The sequence below is a fragment of the Paenibacillus psychroresistens genome, assembly GCF_009728935.1.
Classification (GTDB): Bacteria; Bacillota; Bacilli; order Paenibacillales; family NBRC-103111; genus Paenibacillus_AC; species Paenibacillus_AC psychroresistens.
Genome location: NZ_CP034235.1, coordinates 6,363,316 through 6,380,958, shown reverse-complemented (window position 1 = coordinate 6,380,958; position 17,643 = coordinate 6,363,316). Strand labels below are relative to the sequence as shown.

Sequence of the window (17,643 nt, the reverse complement as noted above, 5' to 3'; positions counted from 1 at the left end):
AAACCATAGCCATGGATGAGCGGATGTGCTTTTCTTTTATAATTTACATAATTTACAGGAAGGGAGTTGCTTATGGAACCATTCTCTAACTTTATAATTAAAAGCTTTAAGCATGATGGTCACTTGCATCGCATGTGGTTAGAGAATTGGTTGGTTCCGGCTAACCTGCTTCATCCAGATCACACAGCTGAATCGATGATGGTGCTAGTGAATAGCCATACGAAAATTAGTGAAGCGGATGGCAGAGATTGGGTGAGTAAAATCCCCGTGGTCTGTTTTTTTATTCCTGGACAATGGTATAATATTGTGGCACTGCTTGAAAGTGGAGGCATACGGTATTATTGCAATATCGCTTCGCCCGTTTACTGCAGTCAGGACGTATTGACTTATATTGATTATGATCTCGATGTTATCCTGACCTCCAATGGCAACAAACAAATTGTCGATCAGCATGAATATGAACGTCACAGAATTAATTATCGTTACTCCAAGATCGTCGAATCGAAGGTGCAAGCGGGGTTAGATGATTTAATTCGTCGAATAGATAATAAAATGCCGCCTTTTCATGATGAACTAGTATGGGCATACTATGATTTGTGGAAGATTAGGTGAAAGATAAGGTGAGGATATGCCCCAATCTGTTGCGCAAGGAAATCGCCCCTATTGGGACCAATTGAAGCAAGAAATTATAGCTGCTGCATCCTCTATGGGGATCGACAAAATAGGATTTACAACAGCGGATCCTTTTCTAGAGCTTAAATCTATTCTCGAAAATCACCGTGCTAAAGGGTTTGAATCTGGCTTTGAGGAGCCAGATATTGCAAAACGAGTTTACCCAGAACTAACTCTCCCAGAACCTAAATCCATTATCGCGATTGCGATTGCGTATCCTTCAAAGCTGCCACCGAATCCCCCACGCTCGGAGCCTGGGGCTTATCGTGGAATAATCTCCCGATCCTCCTGGGGGGAGGATTACCATCATGTGCTGCGAAATCGTTTAGCGAGATTAGAAAAATTCATACATGAAAGAGTAACCGACGCAAGAATCGAGAGCATGGTCGATACAGGCGTATTTGCTGATCGGGCAGTTGCCGAAAGAGCGGGTATTGGCTGGAGCGGTAAAAACTGCTCAGTCATCACACCTGAGTTTGGCTCATGGGTATATTTAGGCGAAATGCTGACGAATCTGCCTTTCTCACCTGATGTACCCGTTACCGAAAGCTGTGGAGATTGTACGCTTTGCATTGATTCTTGCCCGACTGGAGCTCTAGTAGGTCCGGGGCAGTTGAATTCAAGCTTGTGCATTTCATTCGTGACACAAACTAAAGGGATGGTTTCAGACGAATTTAAGGAGAAAATTGGCAATCGGCTATACGGCTGTGATACCTGCCAAGTGGTTTGTCCCAAGAACAAGGGAATGAATTGGACGCATCAGCCTGAGCTGCAGCCAGATCCGGAGCTTGTTAAGCCGTTATTGATCCCGTTGCTTTCATTAAGCAATAAACAATTTCTGGCGCAATACGGCCGCAGCGCTTCATCATGGAGAGGCAAGAAGCCTATTCAAAGAAATGCAATCATTGCACTAGGAAACTTCAAAGATGAGAGCGCTATGCCGATACTAATAGATAAGCTGCTATTAGATCCTCGACCGGAGATTCGGGCTACGGCTGCATGGTCTATCAGTAAAATTGGCGGAGAACAGGCGTTAAATGCTATTCAAAAGGGAATATTGCAGGAGCAGGATCCAGCAGCGTTATATGAGCTTGAGAAGGCAAGAGACAAGCTGACTGAAGGTAAAGGAGGAATGGATAAGTGAATAACATCATTTATTATGATGAAATTGCAACGCCAATAGGTCCACTTACCCTCTGCGCCACTGAAAACGGCTTATGCCATTTAGAATTTTCTGGCTTTGCCGATGCAGCAGATACCTTACGAGTTTGGTCGATTAAACATATGAAGCGAGATCAATTTGTCAGGGATGCAGCTGCTTTAAGTGAAGTGGTTAACCAGCTTAAACAATATTTTAGCGGATCACGACATAGCTTTGATTTAACTTTGGACATGCAGGGTACACCCTTTCAACGTGCGGTTTGGCAAGCTTTGCAAACCATTCCTTATGGGGAAACCAATTCATATAAGAGTATTGGTGAGAAAATTGGCCAGCCTAAAGCAGTTCGTGCCGTAGGTGGTGCGAATAATCGCAATCCGATTCCAATTATAGTTCCATGCCATAGAGTAATCGGGGCTAATGGAGCGATGGTTGGGTTTGGTGGCGGCTTGCCGGTCAAACATTTTTTGTTAGATCATGAAACTCAACATACTAAAGAATTACAGTCACAATGAGTTGGATAACAGATGCTAGCTTAAAAAGGGTGAGACAATGAGATACGTGAATATTGAGATGGTGGAATCAGGGCAGTTTTTAGGGAGAACGATTTTTGCAAGTAATGGAGCTATTTTGTTATCCGATGGGGTGCAGCTCACGGTCTATATGATCAATACGTTAAGACGTATTGGGGTTACGATGATTTACATCAAAGAGGCGTATTTGGAAGATGTTGAAATTATCGATGTAGTATCTGAAGAGAATAAACGCCTTGTCATGCAGCGCATGGGTGAGACGTTTGATTCGTTGCGTTCGGGTAAAGAATTCAGCACCAAGAATATCAGTGTCAGCGTCGACCGGATGTTGGATGATGTGATTAAGAATAAAGAAGTTCTCGTTCAGCTATCGGATATCCGTACCAGGGATAATGAAATGTACGTTCATGCGATGAATGTTTGTACAATTTCAGCCTTAATTGGCATTAATATGGGCTTAACTCAGCAACAAGTGAAAGAACTGGCGATTGGAGCCTTGCTTCATGACGTTGGTAAAATAGAGCTAATTGTCGATGATACCTCATCTGATTTAAAAAGACATCATACTTGGCGTGGTTTTGAGCTTTTGAAGAATAAGCGTGAATTCAGCCTTCTGATTGCACATGTTGCGTTTCAGCATCATGAAACCTTGGACGGAGAGGGCATTCCACGCAGGTTGGATAGTGAGCAAATTCATATTTATGCCAAAATTGTCGCCGCAGCTAATATATTTGATAACTTATTGTATAATCCAGGTGATGGTAAACGCATGCTACCTCATGATGCTTGTGAGCTAATGATGACGATGGCAGGCACGAGGATTGACCATGAGGTTTTGATTCATTTTCTACGTACCGTATCGATTTATCCGACTGGCTCCTCCGTAAGATTATCAACCAGAGAATCAGGTGTTGTTGTGGGTCAGCATAGAGGATTGCCTGGCCGTCCCATTGTCCGAGTAGCTAAACAAGAGTTTGACAATGAACTGCAAATTAAAGAAATTGATTTAGCCAAACATACGACTGTATTTATTGATACGGTATTATCATAATTTCCGTTGAAATGTTATGATAGATGAGTACACAATTAACTTATAGAGGTGGATTCTAAGATGTGGCAGTGGATTATTCCGATTGTAACTTTACTGGTAGGCGGGATTGGCGGTTTTTTTGTAGGGGTGTATTATTTGCGTAAACAGCTGGAGAATATGCAGAACAATCCAGAAATGCTGCAACAGATGGCTAAACAGATGGGTTATAACATGAACAAGAATCAGATGACTAAGGTTCAGCAAATGATGAAAAAGCAAAAACTGAAGTAAGTTCGTTAGGAGTGAGCAAAATATGCCGTCTAAAGAGTATAGAAATACCAAAGTAGCAGAAAATCGTGAGCAGATTGAAGATCATGTTCGCGCCATTTTAAGATTAATTGGTGAGGATGTTGAACGGGAAGGCTTACTGGATACTCCAGCCCGTGTCACTCGGATGTATGAGGAGATATTCTCGGGCTATGATGCCGATTTATCTGATGTTCTTGGAGTTACCTTTGATGAGCAGCATGAAGAGCTTGTTATTGTGAAGGACATTGTTTACTACAGCCAATGCGAGCATCATATGGCACCGTTTTTTGGGAAAATTCATATCGGGTACATTCCTAGTGGGAAAATAGCCGGTTTAAGTAAGTTTGCACGATTAGTGGACGCAGTTACACGTAAGCTGCAGGTTCAAGAACGAATTACCACCGATATTGCAGATTTGCTGGAAAAAGAGCTTAAACCACAAGGTGTAATGGTCGTTGTCGAAGGCGAGCACTTATGTATGTGCGCACGTGGTGTGAAGAAGTATGGCAGTAAAACCATCACATCAGGCGTCCGAGGAATTTTTCGCAAAGATGCGGCGCTTCGTTCCGAATTCATGTCCTTGATCAAAGATTAAAAAACAGGCTGTTGAGAAGATTTCCTTCTCAACAGCCTGTTTTTTGATGTTGCGCCTGCGCAAAGGAGCTTTTAAAGCGTCCGCGCCGCTTTAAAAGCAGTCGCGCCCGCGCAAAGGAGGTTTTAAAGCGTCCGCGCCGCTTTAAAAGCAGTCGCGCCCGCGCAAAGGAGGTTTTAAAGCGTCCGCGCCGCTTTAAAAGCAGTCGCGCCCGCGCAAAGGAGGTTTTAAAGCGTCCGCGCCGCTTTAAAAGCAGTCGCGCCCGCGCAAAGGAGCTTTTAAAGCGTCCGCGCCGCTTTAAAAGCAGTCGCGCCCGCGCAAAGGAGCTTTTAAAGCGTCCGCGCCGCTTTAAAAGCAGTCGCGCCCGCGCAAAGGAGCTTTTAAAGCGTCCGCGCCGCTTTAAAAGCAGTCGCGCCCGCGCAAAGGAGCTTTTAAAGCGTCCGCGCCGCTTTAAAAGCAGTCGCGCCCGCGCAAAGGAGCTTTTAAAGCGTCCGCGCCGCTTTAAAAGCAGTCGCGCCCGCGCAAAGGAGCTTTTAAAGCGTCCGCGCCGCTTTAAAAGCAGTCGCGCCCGCGCAAAGGAGGTTTTAAAGCGTCCGCGCCGCTTTAAAAGCAGTCGCGCCCGCGCAAAGGAGGTTTTAAAGCGTCCGCGCCGCTTTAAAAGCAGTCGCGCCCGCGCAAAGGAGCTTTTAAAGCGTCCGCGCCGCTTTAAAAGCAGTCGCGCCCGCGCAAAGGAGGTTTTAAAGCGTCCGCGCCGCTTTAAAAGCAGTCGCGCCCGCGCAAAGGAGCTTTTAAAGCGTCCGCGCCGCTTTAAAAGCAGTCGCGCCCGCGCAAAGGAGCTTTTAAAGCGTCCGCGCCGCTTTAAAAGCAGTCGCGCCCGCGCAAAGGAGCTTTTAAAGCGTCCGCGCCGCTTTAAAAGCAGTCGCGCCTGCGCAAAGGAAGTTTTAAAGCGTCCGCGCCGCTTTAAAAGCAGTCGCGCCTGCGCAAAGGAAGTTTTAAAGCGTCCGCGCCGCTTTAAAAGCAGTCGCGCCTGCGCAAAGGAAGTTTTAAAGCGTCCGCGCCGCTTTAAAAGCAGTCGCGCCTGCGCAAAGGAAGTTTTAAAGCGTCCGCGCCGCTTTAAAAGCAGTCGCGCCTGCGCAAAGGAAGTTTTAAAGCGTCCGCGCCGCTTTAAAAGCCGTTGCGCCGTCGCTAAATTAAGTACTCCCGCGCAATATCTTCCAGAACATAGCTATGATTGCGATGTGTATTATCGGTTATTGGTTTAAGCAGCTTTTTCTCCATAAGTTGTCTCAAAATACGGCGGCTAAACTCAGGACCTGACTGCAGACAATGACAAGCGTCTCCAAGACGGATTGGACGATTTAACTGTAGTGCATAACGCATTACTTCACGCTCAAAGAGAGATAACTCGGAATAGGAGCCACCCGATAGTCTCGAATAACGTCCAAGCAATTCATAGAAAGCACGTCGGCATGCTTCCGCCTTCTTGTCCAGTTCATCCCAAGTGAAAGGGATGTAGAGATATCGACATATAGCCATTGTTCTCACCCGCATTCTCTCAAAGGAAAATCGATCTCGGGTGATATTATCCCCATGAGAAACAAATCCCTCACTCTCAAAAGCAAACTCCAGTGGTAGGTAGAATACATCGATAAAAATCCTCACACCAGTTGTACTCACAACTTCATACTCCAGCGTCAGACCGTCGAATGATTTCAACACTGGCCACAATACCACTTCCAAGAGTTTTTTTGTTCCAGTAAGATCCTTGTTTAACATTTCCCTCCTTTGTCCTGTAGCCCCCTTGCGCTGCTTTTCCAAAAACTCCTCATACATTTTTTCAAACAAGCTTGATCACCCTCTCCAGAAAAATAAAAAAAACGCTGCTCGCTCCGAAGAGACAAACAGCGTGTGCTTCACGCAGGATTATAGAGATGTTAATTTGTACTTAAACATTAGCATTTTTCGTTAAAGCATCTTTTAGTGGATGCTAATCTGACCATATACATATGAACTTTCGTAAAAGCATCTTTTATTAGATTATCATTTTTTACGATCAAGAGGCAAGTTTTTATAATTAAGTTTTAAAGTATCCTATAGTATCCTATAGTATCCTATAAAGAAACCTTATCAATAAATTCCATGGTTTTCTTGAAGTAGCCTTTAGGATCTGTATCATAAACAAGCTCATGCTTTGCTTTTGGTTTAATCCAGATGGTCGATAAAGCATTCGCTGATTGGTTATCTGCTAAATGCTGAATAATCGTGTAAGGGGAGCGCTCATCTTCTTTGCCATGAATAAAAAAGATCGGTACGCTGTATGCTGTGCTAAGTACTTTTTGGTAGGGAATCTGAGTAAGACCTGTGCCGTTAATATAAGGAAACATGTAATGGATCAGCATTTTTGAAGGATATTCAGGTAGATTAAGCTTACTCTTGATATTCATGAACATCGTATCAGGGGTAGCGATGAAGGTACTATCAAGAATCATTGCATTAATATCTTTGGTTTGAAGAGCAGCCTGAAGTGTCGTTCCAGCCCCCATTGAAAAGCCCCAAACTATAACCTCACTTGCCCCAAGCTGTTTAACAAATCGCACAGCCCCTAATAGCTCCTTAGATTCCTTAATTCCGCCAGTAAAAGAAACATGATTAGCTTTATTCGCATAAGCATAATCAAACATTAAGACATTGAAGTTTTTTTTATGTAAGGCTGCTGCAATTTTGTAAATGGGCATCCACGGCTCTTCACGATTGCCAGCATAGCTATGAGAGAATATGACCGTTTTAGTAGAAGACACAACACTTGGAATATACCATCCATTTAGATGAGAGGCATCTGTTAAACTAGGAAAGCTGACATCTTCATAAGATAGACCGACTGCTAGCTTGGGATTAGATCGAAGGGCATCATGAGCGGGATTGCCTAGCATCCAAGCGATATAACCATAAAAGGCAATGATAGATACAATGAAAGCGCTAACAATAATCATAGCTGAGAATAATACCGTTTTCTGTATGCCTCTAAGATGACGAACAGACTTAGTTCTTATCTGAGGTAGGGGTAAAGTAGGAAAAGATGATGATGGGGGTGGGTATACAGACATGGGGCATTTCTCCTTCTTGAGGTCTGATAAACGTTTGTTAATGGATGTGCTTTAGTGTTTTTATTGTATGCGATTGCAATTATCAATTACTATAGTAATTCGTAAATGTCAACCAAATGTAAAGAGTTTGTAATATAGGAAATATAGATGTAATGCTTTACCTTCTCTTGCGATTTCCGTTATACTAAGAGAAATCAAGTTTCACATGGTGAAACCCAAATCCTGTTAATGGTTGGGTTACTATTAGGGAGGTTGCCTTCGTGGAAGATGGGAAATTAACTGTTCGTGCGGTAGAACGTGCGATGGATATATTACTTTGTTTTGTTGATGTGAAAGAGCTGAGTTTAACGGAAATTTCCAATAAAGTCTCCCTGCATAAAAGTACTGTACATCGTCTATTGGCTTCCCTGGAGGGGAAAGCTTTTATTCAGCGTGATGGGGCTACGGAAAAATATCGCTTAGGCTTTCGACTTTGGGAGCTGTCTGCAAATCTGATTCAAAGTGATGATATGGGGGTTGTGCTGCTACCGGAAATGGAGCGTTTACGCGATCAGGTAGGGGAAACGATTTCTTTATATATTCGAGATGGCAATGAGCGAGTGCGCGTTCAAGCCGTACAGAGTAATCAAGCGATTCGCCGAGTTGCGCCTGTTGGGGCAAGAATGCCGCTTTTCGTAGGTGCATCGAGTAAAGTATTGCTTGCTTACGCAGATGAAGCTGTACAGGAGCAAGTAATCAATACAGCGAAAATAACATCCGGCCTTGACAGCAACGTACTTATTCAAATGCTTGAGGACACACGCAAGCTTGGGTTTGCCACCAGCATAGAAGAGAGAGAGCCTGGTGCCGCCGCGGTATCTGCGCCGATATTCGGTAGAGATGGGAAGCTTATGGCTTCCTTGGCCGTCTCAGGTCCTGCTAATCGATTGACGCAAACTAAGATGCTGGAGCATGTGCCTTCGATTATTGAGGCAGCCCATCGAATGGGGACTATGCTGCGATAGAAACTCCCGCCCTTAAAGGAGGCGCAACCGTTTACCCTCGTTTACAAAAGCTAAACGGACGAAAGAACCCATTAAGGTGTTTAATGAAGGTATGCTAGTAAATGCATTCATTCATCGAGGTGGGAATATGAAGGTTACAGTAGTAGGAACGGGATATGTAGGCTTGACTACGGCGGTTTCCTTAGCATATTTAGGTCATAATGTTATAGGAATAGATAAGGATGAACAGAAGATAGCCATGCTGCTGGAAGAAAAGAGCCCAATTCATGAAACAGGAATTGAGGTGCTTTTGAAGGAAGTCAGGCACAATCTTTACTTTACAAGCAACACCTTAGAGGCAGTTGGCTTGTCTGATATTATCATCATTGCAGTTGGTACGCCTTCAAGACCAGACGGAAGCGCCGATACGCAGTTTGTTGAGAATGCTGTCCGTGAAATTGCAGAAGGTTTTTTAGATGGGCACACTTACATTATTGTGATGAAATCGACAGTACCCATTGGAACTAATCGAAGGGTACAATATGTTATTGAAGCAACACTTCGTGAAAAGGATATCAAAGCGGAGTTTTTTGTCGCATCCAATCCTGAATTTTTGCGTGAAGGTATGGCACTCTGGTATAGCTTTTTCCCCGATCGTATTGTGATTGGCAGTGAACATAATGAAGTCATTGAGAAGCTAAGATTATTATTCAAACCTATATTGGAACAAACTTTTTCACCGCCTGCTTTTATTCCAAGACCTCAAGGCTATCAATTACCCCCACTGATTATAACGGATCCGACCAGCTCGGAAATGATTAAATATGCAGCGAATGCATTTTTGGCAACGAAAATCAGCTTCGTAAATGAAATTGCAGGGCTCTGTGAGAAAGTAGGAGCGGATATTGTTGAGGTTACGCGAGGTATGGGGGCAGACCCGCGAATTGGAGCGCCTTTTCTCCAAGCTGGCTTAGGCTGGGGAGGCTCCTGTTTTCCCAAGGACACAAAAGCGTTGCAAGCCTTAGCTAACGAATATGACTATTCGTTGCCTATCCTGAAGGCTGTTTGTGAAATAAACCAACGGCAAATTTATTTGATTATCGAGATGCTGCAGAAGCATCTAAAAGTATTGCGAGGAAGAACAATCGGTATATTTGGCTTAGCATTTAAACCTAATACAGATGATATTCGGGATGCTCCTGCGCTTGAGATTATTAAGGAATTATTAACACGTGATGCTACTATCAAGGTACATGATCCAATTGCGATGGTTAATATGCGTAATGTGTTAAGCAGTAATCAGGTGGAATATTGTGAGGATCCTTATGTGCTAGCTAACCAATGTGATGCAATTATAATAGCGACGGAATGGGAAGCTTACAGGCATCTAGACTACTCCAGAGTTAAAACAAATATGCGTAATCCAATTCTAATTGATGCGAGAAATTGCCTTGATGTTCATGAAATTAGAAGGTTGGGTATGATCTACAATGGCATTGGCCGGGTGTGAGTCCTGATAATCCAGGTCTAGCGAAAATTATAAATCTACCTGCAAAAATCCATGTAAATGGAACAAAATTAGCGGTTTGAAAGGTTTTACCTGCAAAAATCCATGTAGATTTTTCGAAAATCCCTAAAATCAACGATTTTGGGCTGTTTTTAGAAATCTGCCTGTAAATTTGCAGGTAGATTGTCGCAAAATCACTTTTTTATTAAATGAAACTGTATTTTTGATGTTTCATCCCTAAAAACAAATTAGTTAGAGCAAGACAAAAAAACCATGAATGCAGCTGTTATAACAGCTGCATTCATGGTTTTTTACTTGCTATATATCCAATTAAACTTAAGCCATAATTTGACGAAGCACGGTTTGCAGGATACCGCCATTGCGATAGTAATCTACGTCAACCAAGCTGTCCAAACGGACAATGGCTTCAAAATCAAACGATGAACCATCATTACGAGCGACGGTTACTTTAACCTTTTGCCCTGGTTGAACATCATTCGAGAGTCCGCTGATCGTAAAGGTTTCTGTTCCAGTAATCCCTAAAGTTCTCCAGCCTAAGCCTTCTGGGAACTGCAAAGGAAGAACGCCCATACCCACAAGGTTACTGCGGTGAATACGCTCGAAGCTCTCAGCGATTACAGCTTTTACGCCTAACAAGAAGGTACCTTTTGCTGCCCAGTCGCGTGAGCTGCCAGTCCCATATTCTTTACCAGCGATAACTACCAGGTTTGTATTATTCTCTTGATATTTCATTGAAGCATCATAGATCGACATTACTTCGCCTGTTGGCAAGTAAGTCGTAACGCCGCCTTCAGTACCAGGAGCTACTTGATTACGAATACGCACATTAGCGAAAGTGCCACGCATCATAGCTTCATGATTACCACGACGTGAGCCGTAGGAGTTGAAATCTTCTTTTTTAACGCCATTTTCAATTAGATATTTACCAGCTGGGCTTGTAGTCGTAATATTACCGGCTGGGGAAATATGATCTGTTGTAACGGAATCGCCCATTAAAGCTAGAGCTTTTGCGCCATGAATATCAGCGATATCATCTAAAACCGTTCCAAGATCAGTAAAGAATGGAGGTTCCTGAATGTAAGTTGATTTATTATCCCACTCGTACAATTCGCCTTCTGGAATCGGAATTTCATTCCAACGCTCATTTTGACGGAAAACATTTTTATATTTGGCACGGAACATATCTGGAGTAACGGCTGTGCGAACGGCATCTTGAACTTCTTTGGAAGTCGGCCAGATGTCCTTAAGGTAAACAGGCTCGTTATTAGTATCATAACCAAGTGGTTCAGTTGCAAGATCAATATTAACTGTCCCAGCAATTGCGTAAGCTACAACTAGCGGTGGAGAAGCTAAATAGTTGGCTTTAATCTGAGCATGAATCCGGCCTTCAAAGTTACGGTTACCGCTTAATACAGCAGCTACAGTTAAATCATTATCGATGATCGCGTCATTAACTGCATCAGGTAATGGACCACTGTTGCCGATACAAGTTGCACAGCCATATCCGGCTACGAAGAAGCCAAGCTTTTCAAGCGGTTCTAGCAATCCAGCTTTTATTAAATATTCGGTTACAACAAGAGATCCTGGAGTTAAGCTGCTTTTTACATATGCTGGTTTGACTAAACCGCGTTCTATAGCTTTCTTGGCGACAAGACCTGCGCCCAGCATAACACTTGGGTTAGAAGTATTAGTACAGCTTGTAATAGCTGCGATAACTACAGCACCTGTTTTTAATTGCTCAGGCTTGCTGTTTTTTTGCTTGATTTCGACGCTAGCGTTAATTTTTTCTTCCGATAAACCATAGCCGCCTTTATCAATCGGTGTACGAATGATGCTATTGAAAGCTTCCTTCATTGAAGTAAGCTCGATACGATCCTGTGGACGTTTCGGCCCAGCTAAGCTTGGTACAACCGTAGACATATCCAATTCCATAGTCGTGCTAAAAACGGGATCTGGAGTAGAGTCAGTGCGGAACATACCTTGTGCTTTATAATAAGCTTCAACTAGAGCAATATGCTCTTCTTCACGGCCAGTGCCGCGTAGATAGTTGATTGTTTCTTCATCAACAGGGAAGAATCCAACAGTTGCGCCATACTCAGGAGCCATGTTTGCGACAGTCGCTCGGTCAGCCAAGCTAATGTTGCTTAAGCCTGTACCATAGAACTCGACGAATTTACCAACAACGCCTTTTTTACGTAAAATTTGTGTAATCGTTAAGGCAAGATCCGTAGCTGTTGAACCCTCAGCTAAGCTGCCTGTTAATTTAAAGCCAACAACCTCAGGTGTTACAAAATATAAAGGCTGACCCAGCATACCTGCTTCAGCTTCAATACCGCCAACGCCCCAACCAACTACGCCAAGACCATTGATCATTGTAGTATGTGAATCTGTACCTACTAATGAATCCGGGTAAACTTCCGTTTCGTCACCGATTTGTTTAGTTGTTGCAACAGATGCCAGATACTCCAAGTTAACCTGATGGACAATCCCAGTAGCAGGAGGTACAGCACGGAAGTTATCAAATGCGGTTTGCGCCCAGCGCAAGAAACGGTAACGCTCATCATTACGTTCGAACTCTACATTCACATTGAAATCCAATGCATCAGCAGTACCAAAAGCATCAACCATAACTGAGTGATCAATAACAAGATCAACCGGAACTAGAGGATTGATTCTCTTTGCATCGCCGCCTGCACGACTCATGGTGGAACGCATAGCTGCTAAATCAACAACAACCGGAACACCGGTAAAATCCTGAAGCACGATACGTGCAGGAATGAATGGAATTTCTTTATTGAAGTCTTGGCCTTCTGCCCAGCCTGCGATTTGTTTCACATGCTCAGTTGTAATGGCATGACCGTCAAACTGACGAACAGCTGCTTCAAGCAATACTTTAATAGAGAAAGGAAGCTTGGAAATCGTGCCGAAGCCTTTAGCTTCTAATGAATCTACATGATAATACACATAATCTTTACCGCTAATGGTTAAATTCTTTTTGACTGAATAATGGTCGTTCCTTGCCATTTACTTCGCCTCCGTTAGATGAGTGACTAAAAGCTGGATTGAGTTTCATTAGATGAAACCTAATTTCATAAATAAATTATATAGCTTAAGTATACAATTTTGCATACACTTCGTAAACCCCATAAGCTCATTATTTCCTTAATATTTACTTACATGCTTCATTTACAAACATGATTTTTAAACTAGAATCATAAATTAAATAGGATGAATATTGAAAAATGGTAAAGAGGTGATCTAATGAGCTGGAATACGTTGTTAGACGAGTATGTAGATATTAGGAATCAGATGCTGTTTGACTATGATATTGGCCCTTTAGCTAGTCTTGTTGCGGATGCGATTTATTTAAATACACAAAAAATAAAGTTATTTCGTCTATACCAGCTTCAACAGCAACGTAATCTCAGAATGTTCAAACATAACTCGACCTATAATATCGTTCGCTTCGAAGAAAGAGAGAATGAAGCTGTAGCATGGATCGAGATATCTTTAAGCAATCAATATCAAATTGGAGCAGCGGTTCATATAGAAGAAAGGCTGGAATGTGAGCAGATAAGCATGCGTTCTTATAATGGGCATTGGTACATAAACCGGATTTATCCAATGCTTAGGGTTCGTCCTAATCTTCCTACAGAACCTGAGTATCCACGCGTTCCAAGCAGCTACAATCGAAGTCAGGTACAGACATACGCTCATACTTGGTGGAATTCACATAATCCCAACTATTTATTTTTTGAAAATGATGATTGCACGAATTTTGTTTCACAATGCCTCTTTGCAGGCAATGCACCAATGAACTATACTGGAAAAAGAGAATTAGGCTGGTGGTATCAAGGGAAAAAGGGTAATCAAGAGCTATGGAGCTTTAGCTGGGCTGTTGCAGATTCGCTCAATCGCTTTTTAGGCAGCGACTCCAAGGAATGGCATGCTGAGCGGGTGGATGTTCCGCAGAAGCTCACCATTGGTGATGTTATTAGCTATGATTGGGATGGAAACGGTCATTATCAGCATAGCGCGATTGTGACTGAGGTAGATGCCAACGGCATGCCCTTGATATGCGCACACACCACCAACAGTAAAAATCGATATTGGGATTATCGGGACTCTTATGCTTGGACTTCCTTAACGAAGTATCGCTTTTTCCACATGCCGGATCAATTTTAAAAGTTAATCTTTCACACATTATCAGGAGGTAATCATGAATAGAAAAATACGCGTGGGTCTGATTTACGGAGGAAAGTCTGGCGAGCATGATGTGTCCTTACAGACCGCGTTGGCAGTCATTCAAGCTTTTGATCACACTAAATACGAAATTCATCCTATATATATTTCTAAGCAAGGTGGCTGGAAAGCAGGTATAGCTTTAGAAGGACCTGTATATCAAATCTCAAATTTAACTTTTTCAGATATAGAAGATGCTAAGGGATCTGGGCAAGCTATATCCCAACCATCTACAGGCATAGAAGCTATTTTTGCAGGTACTGTCGAGCTTACCTCAACGAAATCACCGGATTTGCAGGGCTTGGACGTTATCTTCCCGCTCTTGCACGGAACCTTTGGTGAGGATGGGACTATTCAAGGATTACTGGAAATGGCAAATATCCCTTATGTGGGAGCGGGAGTATTGGCATCCGCTGTTGGCATGGATAAGATAATGATGAAAAAGGTTTTCGCACAAGAAGGCATACCGCAATGTCTGTTTCGACATTTCACACGTACGCAATGGGCTAAAGAGGAAGCATTCCATCTGATGGAAATTGAAACAGCACTGGGTTATCCTTGTTTTGTAAAACCAGCGAACCTGGGCTCTAGTGTCGGGATCTCTAAGGCACGCAATCAAGAGGAGTTAATAGCAGCCATCAGCTTTGCCTTTCAATATGACCGCAAGGTTATCGTTGAGGAGCATGTAGACGCTAGAGAAATCGAAGTCGCTGTTCTCGGCAATGATGAACCACAAGCATCCGTGCCTGGTGAGATATTACCTTGCAACGAGTTTTATGACTACAAAGCGAAATATGTCGATGGTAAATCAGAAATGGTCATCCCAGCACAAATCTCAGATGAACTGGCGGAGCAATTGCAGCAATTAGCGGTTCGTGCATTTATTGCTATTGATGGATCAGGATTATCACGTGTCGATTTCTTCGTGAGAACCTCAGATAGTGCAGTATTCATAAATGAAATTAATACGATGCCTGGTTTTACCCCATTTAGTATGTACCCGTTGCTATGGAAGGAAAGCGGTAAGCCGTACGTGCAATTGCTGGATGATTTAATTGAGCTAGCCTTGCAAAGACATGAGGATAAGCAACAAATACAATATAGTACGGATTAAATTAAGAATGGAGGCGAAACTAAATGGGATTTCAAACCGAATTTAATAGTGTATGTAAATTTAAATCGAAACAGGAATTATATGATTTGATGGAATATGGCCGGGGGAAGATGGTGAAAACTGGCTTTCGTGTCTATCCAACTGGACAAAAGGTGATTGCCTATAGCCCAGAGAATAAAGCTGTCGCAATCGTCCAAATTAATGCATCGATTGCAGAGATCAATTTTCAAGGGGAAGAAAGAACTCAAGTAGAGATGGAGTTAGTGCGGGAATTGACAACAGACGAGTCCGCTGTATTGACTTCATTGGCAGCTGAAATGTTCTTTAATGATAATTAAGAGCTATAGCACTTATATTTAATCGATCATAGGGGAAAGTAAGCTGTAAGATGATCGATTGGAGTGAGTGCGATGATAGTTCGTTTTGGCTATGTGGCCATGTCGACTTTGGTTGAGAATGCTTCACCCTCAAGAATGATGACAGTAACTAATTTTATTAAGCTAGAAGATCGCGAAGCTGCTATTCGTAAGCTAGAGCGATTAGCTTTAGAGAATTTGCACAATACCTTGCGACTTTTGCGACATAATCGTGCTTATCAAATTCAAGTGTATCGCTTCACATCCAAACTTATCCCACTTTTTGGACATGCCTTGCTGGCAGAGTGGGATCCTTTTCTTGTTTTGGCGGAGGGCTTCTCAACAATTGGCGAATTTGTACGTGATAATGAGATGCGAGTTAGCTTCCATCCCGATCATTTTACCGTGTTAAGCACACCTAGGCCAGAGGTGTTAGAGAATAGTGTAGGCGACCTTAAGCGCCATGTTCAAATGCTCCAGGCTATGGGCTTAGATAAACAGAGTAAATGCAATATACATATTGGCGGTGCATATGGTGATAAACCTTCTGCTTCAGAACGATTTGCCAAGCATTTTCTTGAGCTCGATCCAACGATTCAAGAACGGATTACACTGGAAAATGATGATAAAACCTTTACAGCAATAGAAACCTTAGAGCTTTGTGAAAAGCTTAAAGTTCCAATGGTTTTGGATATTCATCATTATCAGGTGAATAACAATGGAGAAGTGCTTTCTGATTTATGGGGTCGTATTTATCAGACTTGGCCAGATGATCTTCCTCCAAAAATTCATGTATCCAGTCCAAAAAGCATTAAAGTTCCTCGTGCACATGCTGATTATGTTGATTCCATTCTATTGCTTGATTTTATGAGAGATATTGCTTCGACTACACCGCGTTTGGATGTCATGCTGGAGGCAAAGATGAAGGATGCTGCGTTGATTCAATTGATGGTGGACCTTGCAGATATCACAGGAATTCGCATCATTGATGGTGCTTCTCTTGAGATTAATTAATGAAAGCGATAGGTATGCACTTACCCTAAACACCACTTCGTATATAAACGAACTGGTGCTTTTTCTTAAGGTCGGGAACTTTGTGGTATTTATTACGTATATTTACTATACTGAAAGTAAGTCTTTGAAAGAAAGAGCTGATATTGTTGAATGATTCTTTAGATAACGGTTACAAATTAGGTGGTAAAAGCTTTACTGTGGTAGCGATTAATACGGCTGCAACAGCGGGAGAGTGGATTAAGAGCAAGCTAGGTACGTTTTCTAACCTAGATTATAAATATTCGCCGCATGATCTGGTCACGGAAGTAGACAAAGGCGCTGAAACTTTAATTCGTAATCTGATCTCAACGCATTTCCCACAGCATTCCTTTCTGGGGGAAGAGGGCGTTGAGCCTGGTCCGGATGCATCAGCCCAAGCATTGGCGGATTTAAGTGATTCGGAATATCTATGGATTGTGGATCCAATTGATGGAACAACGAATTATGTACATGGCTTTCCGTTTTTTGTTGTCTCGATTGCGCTTGCTTATAAAGGTGAGGTCATAGTGGGTGTGATTTATGATCCATCACGAGATGAGTTATTCGTTGCCGAAAAAGGCAAAGGCGCGTATGTAAAAGGAAAGCGTATGAGTGTTTCCGCTGAAAATAAGCTTATAGATAGCTTGGTAGGCTCAGGATTCCCAGCGGATCGTAATTATGCGCTACCTATTAACTTAACAGGTATTCAAGCGTTGGCGCCGAAAGTAAGGAATATTCGTGTAGCGGGTTCTGCTGCGCTTCATCTTGCTTACGTGGCTGCGGGACGACTAAGCGGGTTTTGGGAAATCGGGCTTAATTCTTGGGATATGGCTGCTGGGTCATTGCTGATCCAAGAAGCAGGTGGCAAAGTTACGGACACGGAAGGAAAACCTTATTCACTTGGTGTACGGAATGTAATGGCTACAAACGGCAACATTCACCAGGAGCTGCAGGAAGAGTTAGGTTTATGTGGAGGAACGGGGTTTTAA

General features: G+C 42.8%; 16 protein-coding genes. 13 read left to right on the top strand and 3 right to left on the bottom strand.

What is annotated here, in order from left to right; translation table 11 throughout:
- The first annotated feature begins 72 nt into the window (after nucleotides 1-72).
- From EHS13_RS28920 to folE, 6 genes are read left to right on the top strand one after another with little or no spacing between them, the layout of a single operon-like run.
- Nucleotides 73-612 carry a DUF402 domain-containing protein gene (locus EHS13_RS28920; protein WP_155703706.1) on the top strand — a complete coding sequence of 180 codons (540 nt, stop codon included), beginning with the start codon at nucleotides 73-75 and terminating at the stop codon, nucleotides 610-612.
- Nucleotides 613-628: 16 nt separating this feature from the next.
- A complete protein-coding gene (gene queG, locus EHS13_RS28915; protein WP_155703705.1) occupies nucleotides 629-1,816 on the top strand; it encodes a tRNA epoxyqueuosine(34) reductase QueG in 1,188 nt (395 codons plus the stop codon).
- Nucleotides 1,813-2,346, top strand: coding sequence for a methylated-DNA--[protein]-cysteine S-methyltransferase (locus EHS13_RS28910; protein WP_155703704.1), 534 nt, complete (start codon nucleotides 1,813-1,815; stop codon nucleotides 2,344-2,346). Before queG ends, EHS13_RS28910 begins: the two co-directional genes overlap by 4 nt.
- Nucleotides 2,347-2,383: 37 nt before the next feature.
- A complete protein-coding gene (locus EHS13_RS28905) occupies nucleotides 2,384-3,415 on the top strand; it encodes an HD-GYP domain-containing protein (RefSeq protein WP_155703703.1) in 1,032 nt (343 codons plus the stop codon).
- A 60-nt stretch (nucleotides 3,416-3,475) separates the two neighbouring features.
- Complete coding sequence (locus EHS13_RS28900) at nucleotides 3,476-3,685, top strand: YneF family protein (RefSeq protein WP_155703702.1); 210 nt, start codon at nucleotides 3,476-3,478, stop codon at nucleotides 3,683-3,685.
- A 22-nt stretch (nucleotides 3,686-3,707) separates the two neighbouring features.
- Nucleotides 3,708-4,298, top strand: coding sequence for a GTP cyclohydrolase I FolE (folE, locus tag EHS13_RS28895; RefSeq protein ID WP_155703701.1), 591 nt, complete (start codon nucleotides 3,708-3,710; stop codon nucleotides 4,296-4,298).
- A 1,182-nt stretch (nucleotides 4,299-5,480) separates the two neighbouring features.
- Here the strand turns inward: folE and EHS13_RS28890 are convergent.
- Both EHS13_RS28890 and EHS13_RS28885 read right to left on the bottom strand, forming a co-directional pair.
- Nucleotides 5,481-6,071, bottom strand: coding sequence for a hypothetical protein (locus EHS13_RS28890; protein ID WP_155703700.1), 591 nt, complete (start codon nucleotides 6,069-6,071; stop codon nucleotides 5,481-5,483).
- A 335-nt stretch (nucleotides 6,072-6,406) separates the two neighbouring features.
- Nucleotides 6,407-7,399: an alpha/beta hydrolase gene (locus EHS13_RS28885; RefSeq protein WP_155703699.1), complete on the bottom strand. Its 993-nt coding sequence runs from the start codon at nucleotides 7,397-7,399 to the stop codon at nucleotides 6,407-6,409.
- 260 nt (nucleotides 7,400-7,659) lie between these two features.
- Here EHS13_RS28885 and EHS13_RS28880 point away from each other — a divergent pair, with 260 nt between their 5' ends.
- Together EHS13_RS28880 and EHS13_RS28875 are read left to right on the top strand one after the other, a co-directional pair.
- Nucleotides 7,660-8,403, top strand: a complete 744-nt coding sequence (locus EHS13_RS28880) for an IclR family transcriptional regulator (RefSeq protein ID WP_155703698.1) — start codon at nucleotides 7,660-7,662, stop codon at nucleotides 8,401-8,403.
- Nucleotides 8,404-8,530: 127 nt separating this feature from the next.
- Entirely contained in the window at nucleotides 8,531-9,892 is a 1,362-nt protein-coding gene (locus tag EHS13_RS28875) for a UDP-glucose dehydrogenase family protein (RefSeq protein WP_155703697.1), read from the top strand.
- 333 nt (nucleotides 9,893-10,225) lie between these two features.
- Here EHS13_RS28875 and acnA read toward each other — a convergent pair whose 3' ends face one another.
- Nucleotides 10,226-12,934, bottom strand: coding sequence for an aconitate hydratase AcnA (gene acnA, locus EHS13_RS28870; RefSeq protein ID WP_155703696.1), 2,709 nt, complete (start codon nucleotides 12,932-12,934; stop codon nucleotides 10,226-10,228).
- A gap of 237 nt (nucleotides 12,935-13,171) precedes the next feature.
- Here acnA and EHS13_RS28865 point away from each other — a divergent pair, with 237 nt between their 5' ends.
- The 5 genes from EHS13_RS28865 to EHS13_RS28845 all read left to right on the top strand — a co-directional run bounded on the left by EHS13_RS28865 (nucleotide 13,172) and on the right by EHS13_RS28845 (nucleotide 17,643).
- The gene (locus tag EHS13_RS28865; protein ID WP_155703695.1) at nucleotides 13,172-14,095 is read left to right on the top strand and encodes an amidase domain-containing protein; all 924 of its coding nucleotides are present in this window, start codon (nucleotides 13,172-13,174) and stop codon (nucleotides 14,093-14,095) included.
- A 34-nt stretch (nucleotides 14,096-14,129) separates the two neighbouring features.
- On the top strand, nucleotides 14,130-15,266 hold the full coding sequence (locus EHS13_RS28860; RefSeq protein ID WP_155703694.1) for a D-alanine--D-alanine ligase: 1,137 nt from the start codon (nucleotides 14,130-14,132) through the stop codon (nucleotides 15,264-15,266).
- Nucleotides 15,267-15,289: 23 nt separating this feature from the next.
- Complete coding sequence (locus EHS13_RS28855; protein WP_155703693.1) at nucleotides 15,290-15,604, top strand: hypothetical protein; 315 nt, start codon at nucleotides 15,290-15,292, stop codon at nucleotides 15,602-15,604.
- A 72-nt stretch (nucleotides 15,605-15,676) separates the two neighbouring features.
- A complete protein-coding gene (gene uvsE / locus EHS13_RS28850; protein WP_155703692.1) occupies nucleotides 15,677-16,636 on the top strand; it encodes a UV DNA damage repair endonuclease UvsE in 960 nt (319 codons plus the stop codon).
- A gap of 146 nt (nucleotides 16,637-16,782) precedes the next feature.
- Entirely contained in the window at nucleotides 16,783-17,643 is an 861-nt protein-coding gene (locus EHS13_RS28845) for an inositol monophosphatase family protein (RefSeq protein WP_155703691.1), read from the top strand.

Bases quoted from the DNA above. Each gene is read 5' to 3' on its own strand.
- EHS13_RS28905 (WP_155703703.1), top strand. From the start codon at position 2,384: ATGAGATACGTGAATATTGAGATGGTGGAATCAGGGCAGTTTTTAGGG.
- acnA (WP_155703696.1), bottom strand. From the start codon at position 12,934: ATGGCAAGGAACGACCATTATTCAGTCAAAAAGAATTTAACCATTAGC.
- EHS13_RS28875 (WP_155703697.1), top strand. From the start codon at position 8,531: ATGAAGGTTACAGTAGTAGGAACGGGATATGTAGGCTTGACTACGGCG.
- EHS13_RS28920 (WP_155703706.1), top strand. From the start codon at position 73: ATGGAACCATTCTCTAACTTTATAATTAAAAGCTTTAAGCATGATGGT.
- EHS13_RS28865 (WP_155703695.1), top strand. From the start codon at position 13,172: ATGAGCTGGAATACGTTGTTAGACGAGTATGTAGATATTAGGAATCAG.
- EHS13_RS28860 (WP_155703694.1), top strand. From the start codon at position 14,130: ATGAATAGAAAAATACGCGTGGGTCTGATTTACGGAGGAAAGTCTGGC.
- EHS13_RS28885 (WP_155703699.1), bottom strand. From the start codon at position 7,399: ATGTCTGTATACCCACCCCCATCATCATCTTTTCCTACTTTACCCCTA.
- folE (WP_155703701.1), top strand. From the start codon at position 3,708: ATGCCGTCTAAAGAGTATAGAAATACCAAAGTAGCAGAAAATCGTGAG.
- EHS13_RS28890 (WP_155703700.1), bottom strand. From the start codon at position 6,071: ATGTTAAACAAGGATCTTACTGGAACAAAAAAACTCTTGGAAGTGGTA.
- queG (WP_155703705.1), top strand. From the start codon at position 629: ATGCCCCAATCTGTTGCGCAAGGAAATCGCCCCTATTGGGACCAATTG.
- EHS13_RS28900 (WP_155703702.1), top strand. From the start codon at position 3,476: ATGTGGCAGTGGATTATTCCGATTGTAACTTTACTGGTAGGCGGGATT.
- EHS13_RS28855 (WP_155703693.1), top strand. From the start codon at position 15,290: ATGGGATTTCAAACCGAATTTAATAGTGTATGTAAATTTAAATCGAAA.
- uvsE (WP_155703692.1), top strand. From the start codon at position 15,677: ATGATAGTTCGTTTTGGCTATGTGGCCATGTCGACTTTGGTTGAGAAT.